Source organism: Streptomyces sp. NPDC002232, from assembly GCF_042890295.1.
Taxonomy (GTDB): Bacteria; Actinomycetota; Actinomycetes; order Streptomycetales; family Streptomycetaceae; genus Streptomyces.
In genome coordinates this window covers 994,812-1,010,060 of sequence record NZ_JBIARV010000004.1, presented here as the reverse complement: position 1 = coordinate 1,010,060, position 15,249 = coordinate 994,812, and the positions used below count along the sequence as shown (strand labels likewise).

The 15,249-nt window shown below is 72.2% G+C and carries 14 protein-coding genes and 1 pseudogene; 8 read left to right on the top strand and 7 right to left on the bottom strand.

The window, feature by feature from the left end; genetic code table 11:
- Positions 1 to 236 precede the first annotated feature (236 nt).
- A complete protein-coding gene (locus tag ACFYXU_RS22470) occupies positions 237 to 659 on the top strand; it encodes a DUF6003 family protein (RefSeq protein ID WP_329858066.1) in 423 nt (140 codons plus the stop codon).
- 686 nt (positions 660 to 1,345) lie between these two features.
- Here ACFYXU_RS22470 and ACFYXU_RS22465 read toward each other — a convergent pair.
- A complete protein-coding gene (locus ACFYXU_RS22465) occupies positions 1,346 to 1,618 on the bottom strand; it encodes a hypothetical protein (RefSeq protein WP_329858068.1) in 273 nt (90 codons plus the stop codon).
- Between the two features lie 489 nt (positions 1,619 to 2,107).
- Between ACFYXU_RS22465 and ACFYXU_RS22460 the strand changes: the two genes are divergently transcribed.
- Both ACFYXU_RS22460 and ACFYXU_RS22455 read left to right on the top strand, forming a co-directional pair.
- Positions 2,108 to 2,797 (top strand): alpha/beta fold hydrolase, encoded by a 690-nt coding sequence (locus ACFYXU_RS22460; protein ID WP_389459481.1) that lies wholly within the window; start codon positions 2,108 to 2,110, stop codon positions 2,795 to 2,797.
- Positions 2,798 to 3,130: 333 nt separating this feature from the next.
- Entirely contained in the window at positions 3,131 to 3,739 is a 609-nt protein-coding gene (locus ACFYXU_RS22455; RefSeq protein ID WP_389459479.1) for a hypothetical protein, read from the top strand.
- An 80-nt stretch (positions 3,740 to 3,819) separates the two neighbouring features.
- Here the strand turns inward: ACFYXU_RS22455 and ACFYXU_RS22450 are convergent, their stop codons facing one another.
- From ACFYXU_RS22450 to ACFYXU_RS22440, 3 genes and pseudogenes are all read right to left on the bottom strand, one after another.
- On the bottom strand, positions 3,820 to 4,227 hold the full coding sequence (locus ACFYXU_RS22450) for a VOC family protein (protein ID WP_389459476.1): 408 nt from the start codon (positions 4,225 to 4,227) through the stop codon (positions 3,820 to 3,822).
- Between the two features lie 126 nt (positions 4,228 to 4,353).
- Positions 4,354 to 4,977: a hypothetical protein gene (locus ACFYXU_RS22445; protein ID WP_389459474.1), complete on the bottom strand. Its 624-nt coding sequence runs from the start codon at positions 4,975 to 4,977 to the stop codon at positions 4,354 to 4,356.
- A gap of 81 nt (positions 4,978 to 5,058) precedes the next feature.
- Positions 5,059 to 5,137 (bottom strand): annotated as a pseudogene (locus ACFYXU_RS22440).
- A gap of 234 nt (positions 5,138 to 5,371) precedes the next feature.
- On the opposite strand from ACFYXU_RS22440, the gene ACFYXU_RS22435 reads away from it, so the two are divergent.
- Positions 5,372 to 6,007 carry a GPP34 family phosphoprotein gene (locus ACFYXU_RS22435; RefSeq protein WP_389459472.1) on the top strand — a complete coding sequence of 212 codons (636 nt, stop codon included), beginning with the start codon at positions 5,372 to 5,374 and terminating at the stop codon, positions 6,005 to 6,007.
- A 106-nt stretch (positions 6,008 to 6,113) separates the two neighbouring features.
- Here ACFYXU_RS22435 and ACFYXU_RS22430 read toward each other — a convergent pair whose 3' ends face one another.
- Entirely contained in the window at positions 6,114 to 8,963 is a 2,850-nt protein-coding gene (locus tag ACFYXU_RS22430) for a LuxR C-terminal-related transcriptional regulator (RefSeq protein ID WP_389459469.1), read from the bottom strand.
- Between the two features lie 288 nt (positions 8,964 to 9,251).
- Here ACFYXU_RS22430 and ACFYXU_RS22425 point away from each other — a divergent pair, with 288 nt between their 5' ends.
- Positions 9,252 to 10,001, top strand: a complete 750-nt coding sequence (locus tag ACFYXU_RS22425; RefSeq protein ID WP_389406935.1) for a DUF6426 family protein — start codon at positions 9,252 to 9,254, stop codon at positions 9,999 to 10,001.
- A complete protein-coding gene (locus ACFYXU_RS22420) occupies positions 10,001 to 11,098 on the top strand; it encodes a Fic family protein (RefSeq protein ID WP_389459467.1) in 1,098 nt (365 codons plus the stop codon). The genes ACFYXU_RS22425 and ACFYXU_RS22420 overlap by 1 nt, the downstream gene beginning before the upstream one ends.
- A gap of 174 nt (positions 11,099 to 11,272) precedes the next feature.
- Here ACFYXU_RS22420 and ACFYXU_RS22415 read toward each other — a convergent pair whose 3' ends face one another.
- A complete protein-coding gene (locus ACFYXU_RS22415) occupies positions 11,273 to 11,875 on the bottom strand; it encodes an exonuclease domain-containing protein (RefSeq protein ID WP_389459465.1) in 603 nt (200 codons plus the stop codon).
- A 409-nt stretch (positions 11,876 to 12,284) separates the two neighbouring features.
- Between ACFYXU_RS22415 and ACFYXU_RS22410 the strand changes: the two genes are divergently transcribed.
- Together ACFYXU_RS22410 and ACFYXU_RS22405 are read left to right on the top strand one after the other, a co-directional pair.
- The gene (locus ACFYXU_RS22410; RefSeq protein ID WP_389459676.1) at positions 12,285 to 12,608 is read left to right on the top strand and encodes a GNAT family N-acetyltransferase; all 324 of its coding nucleotides are present in this window, start codon (positions 12,285 to 12,287) and stop codon (positions 12,606 to 12,608) included.
- A gap of 274 nt (positions 12,609 to 12,882) precedes the next feature.
- On the top strand, positions 12,883 to 14,493 hold the full coding sequence (locus ACFYXU_RS22405; protein WP_389459462.1) for a beta-propeller fold lactonase family protein: 1,611 nt from the start codon (positions 12,883 to 12,885) through the stop codon (positions 14,491 to 14,493).
- 113 nt (positions 14,494 to 14,606) lie between these two features.
- Here the strand turns inward: ACFYXU_RS22405 and ACFYXU_RS22400 are convergent, their stop codons facing one another.
- Positions 14,607 to 15,236, bottom strand: a complete 630-nt coding sequence (locus ACFYXU_RS22400; protein WP_389459460.1) for a hypothetical protein — start codon at positions 15,234 to 15,236, stop codon at positions 14,607 to 14,609.
- Positions 15,237 to 15,249: the final 13 nt, after the last annotated feature.

The following is a 15,249-nucleotide window of genomic DNA, read 5'->3' as shown; positions in this document are numbered from 1 at the left end:
GACCGGCGGAGAAGGACGCGTGCTCCTGGGTGTTTCGCGTACCCGGTGGGGTACTTGGACCCCAGCGCATCGATCGCCCGCCGGTGGCCTCGCCGCACCACGCCCGCCTTCGGCTGCTCCCCTCACCGAACATCTGACTTCCCCCTGCTCACCGCCGAAGGCCCTGGTCTCCGGCGCTCACGGGCGGCGTTAGCATCAGGGGCCAGTCCTCCACGAGCGAAGGCGAATTCCACGCGATGGCCGATGACGCGTTTCTGTTCCTCCTGCCCGAACGACACCCGCGACTCGGTGCGGCGCTCGCCGCAGTCGGCGATCTGGAGTGCTCCGAGACCCCGGCCGTGCACGGCTGGCTCCAGGCGCACGGCGTCTCCGCTTCCTCGGAGGAGGTCAGGATCCTGCCGTTCGACGCCGCGGAGTTCATCCCCGAGGGTGCCGAACAGCTGCCGATCCCGCTGAGCCCCGACGAGACGGTACGCGTCGAGCAGGCGTGCGCGCCGCGCTCGGTCACCGACATGGAGGCCGAGCTCCTGCAGTTCCGGGAGACCACCCAGGACTGGGAGGGTCTCGTCCACCGGGCGCTCACCGCGGGCATCCCCGCGCCCCGCATCGCCCGCCTGACCGGCCTCGACCCGCAGGAGATCGGCCGCCTGGTGCTGTGAGGCACCGACGGGCGCCCCGCCGGTCCCGCTCGTTGCCCGCACGGCAGAGCGGGGTCGGCGAGGCGTCGGTGCGGTGAGCCCCACGGGCGTGGAGCTATGGGGCTTGACGGTCACCGTCGGAGGGCCACCCGTCACGCTGGATGCCAGACGTGGCAGCAGGGCCGTACGGGTTCAGTGCCAGACGGTGTCCCAGTCCTGGGTCGTGGAACCGCCGTTGTTCATGTCGAGGTGCGGCAGGACGACGACCAGGATGAGCACGACGATGATGATGACGAGCACAGCCACCCACACATGGTCCGCGGCCGAAGGTACGTGTCCACCCTGTAGATCATCCGGCCGGGCACGGCCCGCCTCGGCACTCCGGTCCTCGTCTTCGTCCTCGTTGTGCGCGTCGGCCATGGACGCCCCCTCCCCCACCCCATGGCAGCGCTCCGAGCAAGCCGCGTCAAGCGTTACGCGTCAGACTTCCGGCCGGGTGGTCGCCAAATGGCCGGCGGAATGTCACCCTCGTGCGGGCTCGTGCCGGAGCGCTGAACCTCGTGCCCAAGCGCTGAACAAGGACGGCTCGTCCGCCCAGCCAGGGTTGCCGTACTCGCTCAGCGCCCACGGGCAACGATCGCTGCCCCCTACGACGCAGTCCAGCCCCCGACCGGAGAACCGCAGGCCGGGGGCTTCTGCCACATGCGCTACGCCCGGGCGAAGGCCCTGCTGGCGATGATGTTCGCGATCACCACGTACACGACTGCGGCGAGGCCGTAGTCGAGGATCACCTGGAAGTTGTGCGATGCGACGTCGAAGAGCCCGATCGACCAGCCCGCGAGCCAGTCGGCGGCGGAGTGGAACCAACCGACCAGGGTGTTGCCCCGGTTGGCGTCGAGCAGATCCATGAGGATCCAGACGACCAGGATGCCCGCGATCACGTGGGCCACGGTTCTTATGACGGAGTCGATGCCTCTCATGGGCTCCGTCTTGCCCGCGAACGCCCTCGCAAACGGCTCGAACACCGCCGACGTACGACGCGGCTGTCGTCGCTCCCGACACCCTGCGGGGGCCGGCCGATGCGCCGGGTCGGCAGGGGCAGCGGCAGTCCGGCCCCGACAGTGTTCACGCGCGCGTGAACAGCGCGGAAGGCGGTGCGGGGCGACAATGAGGGAGCCGACCGCAGCAGGGACTGGCCACCGCGACGGCCTCGGGTGGCAGGCGGGACGGGCAGCCCAGGGCGCTGCACGAGTGCTCCACACGGCAGGGGCACTCGCGCCACTGCTCTCCCCGGACATGCAGGCCTTGCCGCTCACCGCCGGTAGCCGCTGCTTCTGTGGAAGGAGATGACGTACGACCGTCCCGGACACCCGGTTCGTCCCCGTCGAAACGCTCGTACCGGTGGCTTCCCCCTCGGCCGCCGCGCCCGCCGACGCCTCGCGGGCCGGGCGGCAGCGAAAGCGCAGCCCATGCCACGATCAGCTCTCGCCCTTCTCCCCACCGGAACGCCGCCGTCCCGCGCCAGGGCCTCGGTCCTCGTCCTGCACGGAGGCCGGGCCGACGATCTGCGGCCGCTCTCCCGGATGAACCTGCCCGCGTGGCGGATGCGGCCCTTCGCCTCCACGATCGCGAGCACCACGGCACACGAGGGGGTCCTCGTCGGCCACGTCCGCTACCGGCACCGCGGCTGGAACGGCGACGCCGCCCATCCCGTCACCGACACGGGACGAGCCCTGGAGGAGCTGCGCGCGCTCACCGGCCCCGTGCCCGTCGTCCTGGTCGGCCACTCTCTCGGCGGTCGTGCCGCACTGCGCGCCGCGGCCGGCCCCGACGTCGTGGGCGTCGTCGCGCTCGCCCCGTGGTGTCCGTCGGGCGAGCCCACCGCGCACCTGCTCGGCCGTACGGTCGTCGCGCTCCATGACGAGACCGACCGCGTCACCTCTGCCGCGGAGACCTGGGCCTTCCTCGCTCGCGCCCGCGCCGCGGGGGCGCACGTCGTGGGCATCCCGATGCCCCGAGGCGGCCACACCATGCTGCGAGACGCCCGCCGCTGGCACCGCCTCACCGCGCAGGCGGTGCTGGCCCTCCTCGGACTCGCCCCCTTCCCCGAAGCCCCGACGGACCGTGCTGATGTGGTGCGCCGGTGCGCCGGACCCTGACCGCCGCGCGGAGCCGCCGACGCGCTCTCGTACGCCGCAGCTCCGAGGTGATGAGGTGTGACCCGTGGCTGCGCGGGCAGGCGGAGAGCCGCGCCGCCGTCCTCCGACCCCACGCGCGGGCGGCTGCGCTCAAGGGTGGCCGGAGCGCCGCCTGCGGTCCCCCATTCCGCAGGCGGCGCGAGCCCCGATCGTCACCTCTGCCTCCGGGTTCTCGTATCCGGCCTCCCGGGCGGCGACGAGCCGCCCTGCGGACGCGTCCGCTGTCCGCCCCATTTCGCTTCAGGGCCCCGCACGATTCAATGAGCACTCCCGATGCCCCGTGTCAGGAGAAGCATGTCGCTCATCGAGTCGATAGGTGCGCCCCTTCTCACGGTGGTGGCCACCCTCGGTGGAGGCTGGCTGGTCACGACCCGTGTCACCGACCGCTGGGACCAGGTCAAGAAGCAGCGCGAGATGGGGCTCTCCGCCGCCCAGGACTTTCAGCGGCTGTACGGCGAGTTCGTCGCCATCTGGAAGACGTGGAACGCGCTGACGAGCCATCACACGCCCGTCACCACACCCGAGCACAGTGGCTGGAGCTGTCTCGAACGCGCGACCGCCGCCGAGGGAGCGATCGAGGCGCTCATGGCCAAGCTGGCTGCCGAGCGTCTCCTGAACGACGACGAGATCGACGTGCTCGGCGGTGTGCGGCAGGCGTTCAAGGTCGTCAGGCGGACCATCGAGCGGGGCGAACCGCTCGGCTGGGGGGCCTCCGGTGTCGCGCCCTACATGGCTCTCAAGTCGCTCTCGGCCGCCATGTCGGTTCTGCTGTCCTCCCCCTCGCAAGGGAAGGGCCGTCCGACCGCGGCCCGGGCGGCCTGTGCCTTCGCGGAGATCACCGACAATCGCCATGAGATGTCGTGGATCGCCACGGCACGGGCCATCACCTCGGCCGATCGCTGACAGGCCGCGTCGCATCGGCCTCCGGTCGGCCACCCACCCGGCCACGATCACGGAGCCGGGCGGGCGGGCGACGCCAGGGGTCACGTGGGAAGGCGGCCCACGGGGGCCAGTACGAAGGTGTGCCCGGCCGGATCCATGAAGCGGCGCATATCGGTGCGCCGGTCCGTCCTGGACCCGTTCGTCTCGGCCTCCAGGGGCCGGGCCCCCAGCGAGATGGCGTCCCGTTCGGCCTCGTCGAGGGCGTCCGGAGCCACCACGATCCACACGTGGGACTGCTGGGAGTCATCGGGCCGGGGCCAGCTGGGCGGGGCGTGACCGGAGTCGTGGTGGACACCCAGGACGACTCCGTCGGCCCCGGAGACCAGCAGCAGTTCGGGGTGTCCGGGGCTCGGCTCGACGGTGGCGCCGAGCAGCTCCGCGTAGAAGCGGGCCAGGGGTTCCGGATCGGTGCTGTCGAGGACGAGGACGGCGGTCTTGAGAGCGGTCATGGTGTGCGTGTGCCCACTCAAGTCCCGTTCAGACAGGGCTTGTTCCGCGTCTCTCCGTCGCTGGGCGCCCTGACCTCCTGCTCCCGGACGGTCCGCCGACGGTACGTCGTTCACCGGCAGCGGCCCTCACGCGCGGTACTTCCGCCCGCGGGGCGTGTGGCGCGACAGGCCTCCGCCGGCCCGCTCCGACGCGGCGGCCCGGAACTCCTCCATGAGCGCGCACCCCGGGTACGTCTCGAACGCCTCGTACGTCCGGCGGTAGTAGCACGACCAGTAGCTCACCACGCGCCGCTCGGTCCGCGCGAAGAAGGCCCCGTTGCGCGAGATGAACTCCCCGTAGAGCCGACGCTGAACCGAGCCCGGGACGGCGAGCCCGGGAAGCCCCCGCCCGATCGCCTCCAGGATTTCCAGGACGTACTCTCCGGCCAGTTGCACCACGTACGGCACGACCCACGGCTCGCTCGACGACACCATCTGTTCGAGGCGGCGCTGACGGATCCGTCCATCACTGTGGCGGGAGTACAGACACTGCACGATCAGGCGCTGGGTTCCGGTCAGCAATCGCTCCGACCCGGGTTCCGGCTCGTCGTTGTAGATCCGTGAGGGAATGGCCAAGGGCTCGCCTTCGACCTCGACCTCGAAGGGCTGCACCGGCGCGAGACAGCTGTCCGGCACGTACGCGAGGACGGTGCGCACGTCGTCGGCAAGGCGCGCCGGAAACGCCGCCACCCCTACGTCGGGGGCGTTCAACGCCGCATGAGGCAGCTGCACGCTGTAAGGCCCTCCCGATCCGGCGCCGCCTGGGCCCGCGTAGAGCACGCGCCAGAGAGATTGCCTCGCCGGGATTTGAACCCGGGTTTCCGACTCCGGTTGCCCGGCTGTCGGTGTCCTTGGCCGCTGGACGACGAGGGATGTGGAGCATCCTACGCGCCGGCCCTGGAACCCCGCATGGGGGTTTCGAAGTCCCCGACCACGCCCCCTGCCGACGGCCACTCCTCGCAGGCCCGCACCCTCGCGCCGCAGGACCGTCCCGCAGACCTCGCCGCTGGACCATACTGGCAGGAGGCGGCGTGTCACCGCTGCGGCGGCTCCGGAGCCGGGCGGGGCGGGGCGCGCCCACGTCGACGTCTGCGAGGGGAGCCGCATGAGCACGGCGAGGGACCTGTTCATCATCGCCATGGGATCCGGGCACGAGCCCTCCGTCGGGCAGGGAGACCTGTCCCTCGCCCTCGCGGGAGCCGAGCTGATCGACCTCCTCGGTGACGGACACGTCACCGTGGACGGCGACCGTGTCGTGCCGGGAGTGGGGTCCGTCCTCGACGACCGGCTCCTCGGCGAGGCGTCCGACGGGATCGTCCGGACCACGCCCTACGAGGGAGTCGACGACTGGCTCTGGCGGCGGGGCAAGGGCCTCTCGGCCACGTACCAGAGCGCGCTGGAGGCGGAAGGCGAGCTCACGCGGAAGCGTGGGGGGCGCTTGACGCTCGGCGCGCGACGCGTGGAGCCCGTCGACACGGCGGCCCGCCACAGCGCCGTCGACCGCTGGGAGCGGAGGGAACCCGTCCTGGTGGCCCTCGCCTCCGCCGTCGGCATCGGCGACGGCACCCGCATCGGCGACAGCGACACCGACGAACCGTCCGACATCGAGCCCGGTCTCGACGACGAGGCCGCCACGGCCGTCGTCGCCGCCGTCCATGACGCGATCATGGAGCTGGAGGCCGTCCGCCAGCGGCGGACCATCGAGAACTCCGCCTTCGCCAACCTCTGGCGCGGACCGTGAGCCGACCCGCAGCCCCCTCACCGGCGCCGCCCCGGGAGAGGGCGGCCGCCGGGCTGCCGACCGCGTACGGGCGCGCCCAGACCCGGGGGCACGGCGCCGCACGGCGTCAGAACGCCTCGCCCGCCTGGTGCAGGTAGGCCGCGAGGGCGGCGCGGGACGACACCCCGAGCTTCCGGTAGATCCGTGAGAGGTGGGTCTCGACGGTGCGCGGGCTGAGGAAGAGCCGCTCGGCCATCTGACGGCTGCGGAGGCCGGTCATCGCCAGGCGGCAGACTTCGCGTTCGCGGTCGCTGAGGCCGGCGAGGCCCCCGTCGGGCCGGGGGTCGTCGGTGAGCCCGGCCCGTGCCCGGGCGGCTTGCTCGAGGACGAGGTGCGCGCCGGCCACGCGCGCCGTCGCCTCGGCGGTGTCCAGGTCGCCCAGAGCGGCGGCGCGGCCGTGGCTCTCCTCTCGTACTCCCGCGCCGCTGACGAGAGTCCAGGCGTACTGCACGGGCATCCCGGCACCGCGGAACGTCTCGGCGGCGCTCGCGAACAGCGCCGCCGAGGCCCCGTGGGACCGTTCCGCCGCCTTGAGGCGGGCCTCGGCGCACTGCGCGTACGCCCGCTGCACGGGCAGACCGAGTCGTCGTGCGGCGTCGCGGGCCGTCCCGACCAGGCGTCCGGCCTCGTCGTGGTCCCCGCACTCCAGTGTCGCCTGGGCGAGGAGGCTGAGCTGGAGGGGCCGGGTGAAGGGCCGTACCGCCGAGAGGTCCTCGCCCCCGCCCCCCTCCAGCAGGGTGCGACGACAGCCGGCCGGGTCCCCCACGAGCAGTTGCGCCTGGGCCAGGAGACCGGTCGTCGAGGTGGCCCACCAGCTGTGTCCTGGTGTCGGCAGACGGATCGCGTCGTGCAGCTCCGCGAGGGCCGAGGTCGCGTGCCCGCTGCCGCCCGACCAGATCAGCGAGGTCACCCGGATCGCCTGCGCGAGGGTGGCGGCGGGGTGCGCGCCGAGGGTACGGGCGAGCTGTTCGGCCTCACGCGCGTGGCGCTGGGCCGGTTCGAGGCGTCCGGTCCACTGCTCGGCTATCGCCAGCGCCAGCCTTCTGTGCAGCAGAACGGGGCGCTGGGCGCCCAGCTCGTCGTCCGCGGGGTGGCGGCGCAGATGCCGTACGGCGGCCGGGAACCGTTCGAGGTAGAGCTCCGCGCTGCCCAGCAGGGCGAGCAGTTCGGGGGTGCGGTTGGCCTCGGTGTCGGGCAGGGCGTCGACGAAGCGGGCGCAGTGGGTGATCTCACGGGCTGCTTCGTCGAGGTGACCGGTGTGGGTGTCGCAGAGCGCGGCGAGGACCCGGAGGACGGCGCGCTGGGTGGGGTCGGCCTGCCCGGGGACGTGGGCCGCTTCGCGGAGGAGGTCGCGCGCCTGGTCGTGGGTGCCCCGCAGGACGTGGGCCAGGCCGTGCGCGGTGATCAGTTCGACGGCTTCGATCGGCAGCGGGGCCGGAAGCGGGCGCGGCAGGCGGTCGAGCGCGGCTCCGACGACGGCCGTCGCCTCCTCGTGGCGGCCCAGTCGCCGCTCGGCTTCGGCGCAGACCGCGTGGGCCTGGAGCGACTGTTCGAGGGTCAGGGTGTCCTGGCGCAGGCCGAGGACCTCGTGGGCGAGCGCGCGTGCCTCGACGGGTCGGTTGGCCGCGGTCAGGGCTCTGCTGCGGGCGATCCGCAGCGCGACGCGCGGGGAGGAGGGGGCGTCGGCCGGGTCGGGGGGACACTCGAGCGCGAGTCGGAGCCAGTGGGCGGCGATCGCGGGCCGGCGTGGCGCGATGTCATGGGCGCCCGCGGCCAGGATGCCTGTGACCCGTGTCGGGTCGGTGCCGATGAGATGTTCGGCGTGGCCCGCGCGCGCCGCGGGGGACCCGCCGCGTTCGGTGACCAGGGTGAGGGCGCGCTGGTGGGCCCGGATGCGGAGGGCCAGTCCGGTGTGGGCGTGGGCCACGTGGCCCACGAGCGGGTGACGGAACGTCAGGGCGCCGTTCCAGTCGACGCGTCGTACGAGGTCGGCCCGCTCCAGTTCGGCGAGCGCCTCGTATCCCTCGTCCAGGCTCAGCTCGCCCACCCGCGTCACGTCCTCGGCACGGAAGGACGGGCCGCCTTCCGTGCCGAGCACCGCCGCGGACGACAGTGCGGTCCTGGCCCGCTGGGAGAGTTCCGCGATCTCCCGCAGGAGCGGTTTCGCTTCCCGGAGCAGGGCTTGGGTGTCCTGCCCGGGGCGTTCGGGCCAGAGGCCCGGGTCCCAGTCCGCGGCGAGCAGCATGCGGGTGTACAGCGGATTGCCGTCCGACGCGGCGTGCAGCTGAGTGCCGAGGTCGGCCTCGTCGTGCTCGCTTCCCCCGCCGGTCGGCGTACGGGCGGCGACCATGGCGGTCACCGCTGCCACGTCGTGCGCGAGGGGTTCGATCCGTGTCACGCGGCGGCTGCCGTGGCCTTCTTCCAGTAGCTCGAGCAGCGTGGGGTGAAGCTGCCGGGGGCGGTGGGCGAGAACCAGGAGGCGGGGGGTGTCCGTATCCGAGCCGATCAGGCGGGCCAGTTCGTCGGCCAGGGTCGGGGCGCCGTGGTGGAAGTCGTCCAGGAAGACCACGTGGGGTTCGCGGTCGCCCGTGCCGCGGGGTTGTCCCGCCGGGACGGTGTCCGCGCTCGGCCGGGAATCGAACCAGGTCGCGAGCAGCGCCCGCACCGGTTCGCCGTGCCCCTCCCCCGACCGGCGAGCACCGATCCGGTGGCGGGTGACGCCGACGCCCCGCTCCGACGCCCGTTCCGCCAGGGAGTCGGCCAGTCTGGTCTTGCCGCTGCCGGGGTCGCCCGCTATCTCCACGACCCCGCCCCGGCCGGCGTCCAGTGCGACGAGGAGCCGGTCGAACGCGGCGATCGCCGCCGTGGGGGAGCGGTGGGCTCGGGCACCGCAGCACTCATGAACGTCCCCCCGCACCCTGCGACGGCGCGCCCCCCGGCCCGCCCGGCAGCAACTTTACCGAACGATGGGTCGGCGGATCGAAGTCCTTTTCCGCCATCCCACCCCGGTCGTTCACGGATCGTCCGAGATCAGGCAGGTGGCCCCCGCAGCGCGGTCGCGGCGAGCACGGCCCCCGCCCGGCAACGCGGTCGTGGTCCTTTCGGGCGGCTGGACTACGTACGTCTTTACGGGTTTTCACGGCAGCCCGCCGCGCGCTCGGCGGGGCAGACTGCGGCCGCCGAAACCATACGGACCGGAGGAACCGTGAAGCTCCGCAAGACCTTGGTCGCCGCCGCACTCGGCGCGACCGTGCTGACCGTCGTACCGGCGGTGGCCGCCCCGTACACCGCCTACGCCTGCGAGGACAACCAGTCCAACTGCGACGAGCACAACCAGGACCCGTACCCCGAGCCGGAGGACCCGTGGGGGGACCCGGGCGGCATCGGCGGTGGCGGCGGCGGTGCGGGAGACGGGGGTGGTGGCGGCTGGTCCGGAGAGCTCGACGTGAGCTCGGGCGCCGTGGGCTCGCCCGCCACCGCCACGCTGCCGCAGGTCGTCGTCGACGGTACGGCCACCCGGCCGCCGACCCCCATGGACCCGGCGATACCCCCGGTGTCCTGGGGCGGGGGCGGCGGGGGCGGCGGCAGCAATGCCGTGACCGTCCAGGCGGGCCAGAAGAAGGAGGTGCCGCAGAACTGCTACCGCAACGCGAACTCCATGCCGGTGCGGATCAACACCGCCGTCAAGTACCAGGTGTCCTACCAGGTCAGCGCCAACATCACGGCGAACGGCGCGGAGGTGCTGTCCGCTTCGCTGGGCGCCCAGCTGAACACCCAGATCGAGCGGTCGTTCAGCGTGGACGTGACCCTCAACCCGGGGCAGTCCTGGGCGCTCTTCGTGGAGTACCAGACGTACACGTACGCGGTGACCTCGACGAGCTGGTGGGGGAACAAGAGCACCGAGTACGTGGAGGTGACGCAGCCGACCGGCAAGATCACCAGCCGGTGGTGCTGATGTCCCGACGCCCCTCGGGGCAGGCGGTACGGCGGGTCCTGCCCGTCGTACCGCCGCTGGACGTGGAAGAGGTGCCGGCGGCCGAGCGGGCGGCGGCGACCTCGGCCCTGGCCGCCCTCGCCGAGACGACCCTGCTGCACCTGGACGCACCCGACCTGTTCCACCGGCCCAGGTTCCGCACGGCGGTACACAGCCGTCACGTCGCCCGCCACCCCGAGCACGAGGTGACGGAACGGATCGCGGATGCCGCCGAGCGCCGTGCCGCGGCCGGGCTGCTGGCCGTCGCCTCCACCCGTGCGGAGCTCCTGGAGCACCCCGGCCGACGCCCGTGCTTCACCCCGTCCGCGCTGTGCGAGCTCCACGAGATGATCGTCGCGGGAGACCCGAACATCCCGTCCCCGGGCGGCTTCCGCCGTTCCGCGTCGAGGGTCGTCTGGGACGACGGACGCGCCTTCGCCATCGCGGTGACACCCGGGCGGGAGCTGCGCGGCCACATGGACCGCTGGTACCGATGGGCGACGAGGACCACCGCCCCGGCCCTCGACGCCGCCGCGTTCAGCATGGCGCGCCTGATGACGATCCATCCGTTCGCCGACGCCAACGGCCGGACGGCGCGGCTCATCGCGCAGTGCGACCTGGTGGCGGCGGGTCTGATGCCGGGTCTTCTGCTCGATCTCGAAGGCTGGATCCACGCCCACCGCCTCCTCTTCGACGAGACCCTCGTCGCCGCCGCTGAAGGCGAGTGGACGCCTTGGGCGGCCCTCTTCGCCCGGATGGTGGCCGAGACCGCCCGTCATCGCACGGACACCGTCGTCCGCTTCAGCGGGGCCCTCGCCTCGGAGGCCGAGCGGTGGGGCGACGATCCGGCGGCGTCCGCGGTGCTCGCCCGTCTGCGGTCGACGCCCGCGGTGTCCGAGGAGTGGCTGCGCGGCCGCGTCCCGTACGATCCGGGGCCGGCGCTCGCCCGGCTGGCGGCACGCGAGGCTCTCGTACCGCATCCGCGCCTGCCAGGAGCGTTCGTCCACCCTCCGTCGCTGGCGATCCTGGACGAACCCTGGACACCGGTCGTACGGGCTCCGGAGACGTCCACGGCCTGACGGAGGTACGGGGCGGCGGGCAGGCTCCGGAGACGTCCACCGCCTGACGGGGGTACGGGGCGGCGGGCGGGCGCCGGAGACGTCCACCGCCTGACGCGGGGTACAGGGGCGGCGAGCGGACAGGGTCGGCCGCCTGACGCGGGGTACGGCGGCGGGCAGGCAGGGTCAGCCGGTTCAGGGCGCGGTCGACGCCGGGCCGGCCCCTCTGCCCGTCCATGCCCCGCGCTCCACCAGGTCGAGGACGAGGGCCGCGATGTTCCACGCGTCGTCCTCGCCCCGGTGGTGGCGCCCCTCCAGCGGGAGTCCCGCGAGCTGGAGTGCACCTGCCATGCCGGGCCGCTTGCGCAGTCCGTACGCCTCGGTGAACACGGCCTTGGCGTTGGTGTGCGCCTCCTCGGCCGGCCGCCCGAAGGGGTAGGGCGCGCCGGGGGCACGGCACTGCCGCTCGAACTGCTTGCGGTCGTAGTCGCCCCAGCTCGCCCAGGGGCGGGTGCGTGCGTCATGGACGTCGGCGAGGATCCGGCACGCCTCGGCGAAGGCGACGCCTCGGGCGACCTCGGTCGGCGTGAGCCCGGTCAGCTCGGTGCAGAATCCACTCACCTCGGAGCGCTCGGGCCGCACGAGGATCCGATGCCGTGCCACGCGCTGCCGCGCCGCGAGGTCCACGACGGTGAGGCCGATCTCGATGATCTCGCTCACCGCACCGGGCGGCGGCTGCCCGTCCCAGCAAGTGGCCTCGACGTCGATGACGTTCAGAAGATCGGATCCGTGTTCCATGCGGGCAGCGTAGGGAGGAGGAACGGGGCAGGTCATCCGGATTTCGGCGGGCGGGAGGCGGGGCCACGGCGCGGATGCCGCATGATCGAGTGATGGGGGTCGTACTGAGCCCCTGGGCGTCACGGTGGAGGGGCCGCAGTGACGGACTTCGGCGGTACGTAGATCCTGCTGGACCTTGCGGCTCCGCTGCCCGGAGGCGTGACGGGCACGTGGGTCGAGCTCTTCGTCGAGAGCGATGGGATCTGGCTCTCTCCGTACGAGCTCTGACCAGACGTCAGCGGTCCTCCGGTCACCCGGTCCCCAACGATCACTCGCTTCCCCTCGAAAAGCTCTCGGCCACCCGGCGCACGGACGCGGCACCGACGCGTCGTTGGCGAGCTGTTGGTGATCCGTTGATGCCCCCGACGTACTGGTCGGGACCGTCACCGTGTCAGCGCCGCACACCACTCCGGCCGGATATCCGGCGCCGGCGGGTGGGGGCTCGTTCTGGCAACTGGCTGTCGAGCCGTCGCAACGAGGCACCGGCCTCGGGCAACGACTGCTGGCCCTGGCGGAGTCACGCATTACTGCCCTCGGATCGACACAGGCCATCATCGACACCTCCTCGCAGGCAACTGACCTCGTCGCCTGGTATCTCCGGCGAGGCTACGCGCCGATCGGCACGTGGCGGTGGGACGTCACCAACTACGACAGCATCGTCCTCATGAAGAACCTGCCGCCGACAACGTCGTGATCGCCCGGACAAGTCCGAGAGGCTGCCTCCCTGATCAGGCGCCCAGTTGATCGGACGGATGCGTTCGGTCAGTGATCACTGTTCCTGCCCGAGGTGCCCGCCTCCTCTGCGACTGCCCAGCATGCCGATCCAGTCTGATCAAAAAAGGTCAACTACCCATGCCGATCTGACAACAATGAAACATGTGAGAGTTCATCAAAAAACCTGTGAATAAAATGAGTTGACAGCTGCACCACGGCATCCGGCAGCCCCTTCTCTCCGAGAGGCGTAGCTCATGGCACTCACCCTCGACCGGCCTCATGTACACGACGGAGCACGGCGCCGTTTATGGCGCGGGACAGCCGCGACGCTGGCCGCCTCGCTGCTCGGCGCTGTCGGCGCGGTGCTTCCCACCGGGGCCGCCCAGGCGGCCGGGCCACCGGCGCGACTGGTCTTCGTCTCCAACGCCGGCGCGGGGTCGGTGAGCGCCATCGATCCGGTGACGGGGTCGACCGTGGCCACCATCGACGTCGGCAGCGCGCCGACGGGGATGGCCATCACGCCGGACGGGTCCCAGGCCTGGGTGGCGAACAGCGCCGCCGACTCGGTCTCGGTGATCGACACCGCCACCCGCTCCGTCGCCGCGACCGTCGGGGTGGGGCGCACGCCCCGGTCCGTGGTCATCTCTCCGGACGGCGAGCGGGCGTACGTGGTCCACATGGACAGCCCCGCCGGAGTCGACGTGATCGACACGTCCTCTCTGACGGTCACCGCCACCATCGCGGCCGACGGCACACCCGACGCCCTCGGCCTGTCCCCGGACGGCGGTCGGCTGTACGTCGGGCACTTCGCCGACAAGACGGTGTCCGTGATCGACACCGCGAACAACGCCGTCACCGCCACCGTCCCCGTGGGGAACGCGTCCGGTCTCGCGGTCAGCCCCGACGGCACGCGCGTCTACGTCGCCGACTACAACGACGACCGCCTGTCGGTGATCGACACCACCACCGACACCGTCACAGCGACCGTGCCCGTCGGCAGCCTGCCGCAGAGCGTGACCGTCGCACCGGACGGGAAGTTCGTCTACGTCGCCAACCGGGGAGGCGACTCCGTATCCGTCGTGGACACGGCGACCGACACCGTCGTCGCCACCGTCCCGACCGGCGCGGGGACCAGCGGCGTACTGGCGGACCCGGACGGCACCCGCGTCTACGCCACCAACACCTTCGTCAACACCATGTCCGTGATCGACACCGCGACGCGTACGGTCACGGCCACCGTCCCCACCGGTTCCCGCCCCTGGGGCCTGGCCCTGGCCCGGACCAGGGCCGTACCGCCCGCCGTCACCGCGATCGCGCCGAACCGCGGCCCGGCCACCGGTGGCACCGCCGTGACGCTCACCGGCACCGGCTTCACCGGCGCGACCGCCGTCGCCTTCGGTTCCGTACCGGCCGCCTCGTTCACCGTCCGCAGTGACACCGAGATCACCGCGACCTCCCCGGCCGCCACCGGCGTCGGATCCACCGACGTGACCGTCACGACCGCTGCCGGAACGAGCGCCACCAGCCCGGTCAGCCGGTACACCTACACCCGGGCCACGACGAAACTCTCCGCCGCACCCCTGCTGTTCTCCCTGACCCCCGGGCAGCTGAGCGTCAATCTGAACCTGTCGGCCACCCTCACCGACGCCGTCACCGGAAAGCCCATCAGCGGCACCACCGTGAAGTTCGCCGTGGGCACGACCAGCGTGTGCAGCGCCACCACCAACGCGGCGGGGATCGCGACCTGCACCGGCCCCTGCCCCGTGGTCGCCGTCCTGCTCCACCTCGGCTACACCGCCGTCTTCAACGGCACCCCCACCCTGGAACGCACCACCGCCACCGCCGGACTCATCCACCTCGGCTGACCGACCCACATCGGCTGACCCACCCGGGAAGCCGCCGCCGGGTTCACCCCGGCGGCGGCCCACCCCGCCCCAAGTCCTGCGCGGCATCCCCACTCCGCTCCGACGCACCGTGCCTACGGGGCTGCGCCCGAGGCCGCCGGACCGTCACTGACCCTGCTCACCGCAGGCATGTCGCCGGGCACGCCCACGCGACCGGTCTCCCCCACCGTCAACGTCGTTCTGAGGTCACCGGGCACCCCGAGATCGCTCCGCATGGCATCTCCCATGGCGTGGATCAGCGGCCAGAGCGCCTGCTGTGCTTCAGCGGCGGTGCGCAGGCTCTCGCCTTGCCGGGGGTCCCCGTGCTCCTGACGCTTCACCTGTCCGTAGACACGGGTCAGTTCCGCATTCACCTGCGAGGCCGCGTCCAGAACCGTACCGGGGGCGATCATGATGGCCTCCGACCAGCCGTTGCGCTGCGCTTCCTTCGCCTCCTCCAGGGCGCACACATCTTCGTCGGCGACCGCGCGATCCCGCAGGACGTAGAGGTGCCGGCTGAGCGCCGTCGCGAACTGGCGGGCGTCGCGGTGCAGCTGGGTATAGCTCGTACGCCGCAACTCGCGCTCTTCGCGGGCCTCTTGAATGGCTCGGCTCAGTTCCAGCTCACGCCGCTTGGTCCGATCGGCTCCCCGCTGAGTCAGCAGCACACCCCCGAGGGTTCCTGCCACCCCGACTATCGCAATCAACGCCGCTCCCATGTCCATGAACGGCACGATA

Excerpts from the sequence above, each read along its gene's own strand:
- ACFYXU_RS22470 (WP_329858066.1), top strand. The coding sequence starts at position 237 with ATGGCCGATGACGCGTTTCTGTTCCTCCTGCCCGAACGACACCCGCGA.
- ACFYXU_RS22465 (WP_329858068.1), bottom strand. The coding sequence starts at position 1,618 with ATGAGAGGCATCGACTCCGTCATAAGAACCGTGGCCCACGTGATCGCG.
- ACFYXU_RS22460 (WP_389459481.1), top strand. The coding sequence starts at position 2,108 with ATGCCACGATCAGCTCTCGCCCTTCTCCCCACCGGAACGCCGCCGTCC.
- ACFYXU_RS22455 (WP_389459479.1), top strand. The coding sequence starts at position 3,131 with ATGTCGCTCATCGAGTCGATAGGTGCGCCCCTTCTCACGGTGGTGGCC.
- ACFYXU_RS22450 (WP_389459476.1), bottom strand. The coding sequence starts at position 4,227 with ATGACCGCTCTCAAGACCGCCGTCCTCGTCCTCGACAGCACCGATCCG.
- ACFYXU_RS22435 (WP_389459472.1), top strand. The coding sequence starts at position 5,372 with ATGAGCACGGCGAGGGACCTGTTCATCATCGCCATGGGATCCGGGCAC.
- ACFYXU_RS22420 (WP_389459467.1), top strand. The coding sequence starts at position 10,001 with ATGTCCCGACGCCCCTCGGGGCAGGCGGTACGGCGGGTCCTGCCCGTC.
- ACFYXU_RS22415 (WP_389459465.1), bottom strand. The coding sequence starts at position 11,875 with ATGGAACACGGATCCGATCTTCTGAACGTCATCGACGTCGAGGCCACT.
- ACFYXU_RS22405 (WP_389459462.1), top strand. The coding sequence starts at position 12,883 with ATGGCACTCACCCTCGACCGGCCTCATGTACACGACGGAGCACGGCGC.
- ACFYXU_RS22400 (WP_389459460.1), bottom strand. The coding sequence starts at position 15,236 with ATGGACATGGGAGCGGCGTTGATTGCGATAGTCGGGGTGGCAGGAACC.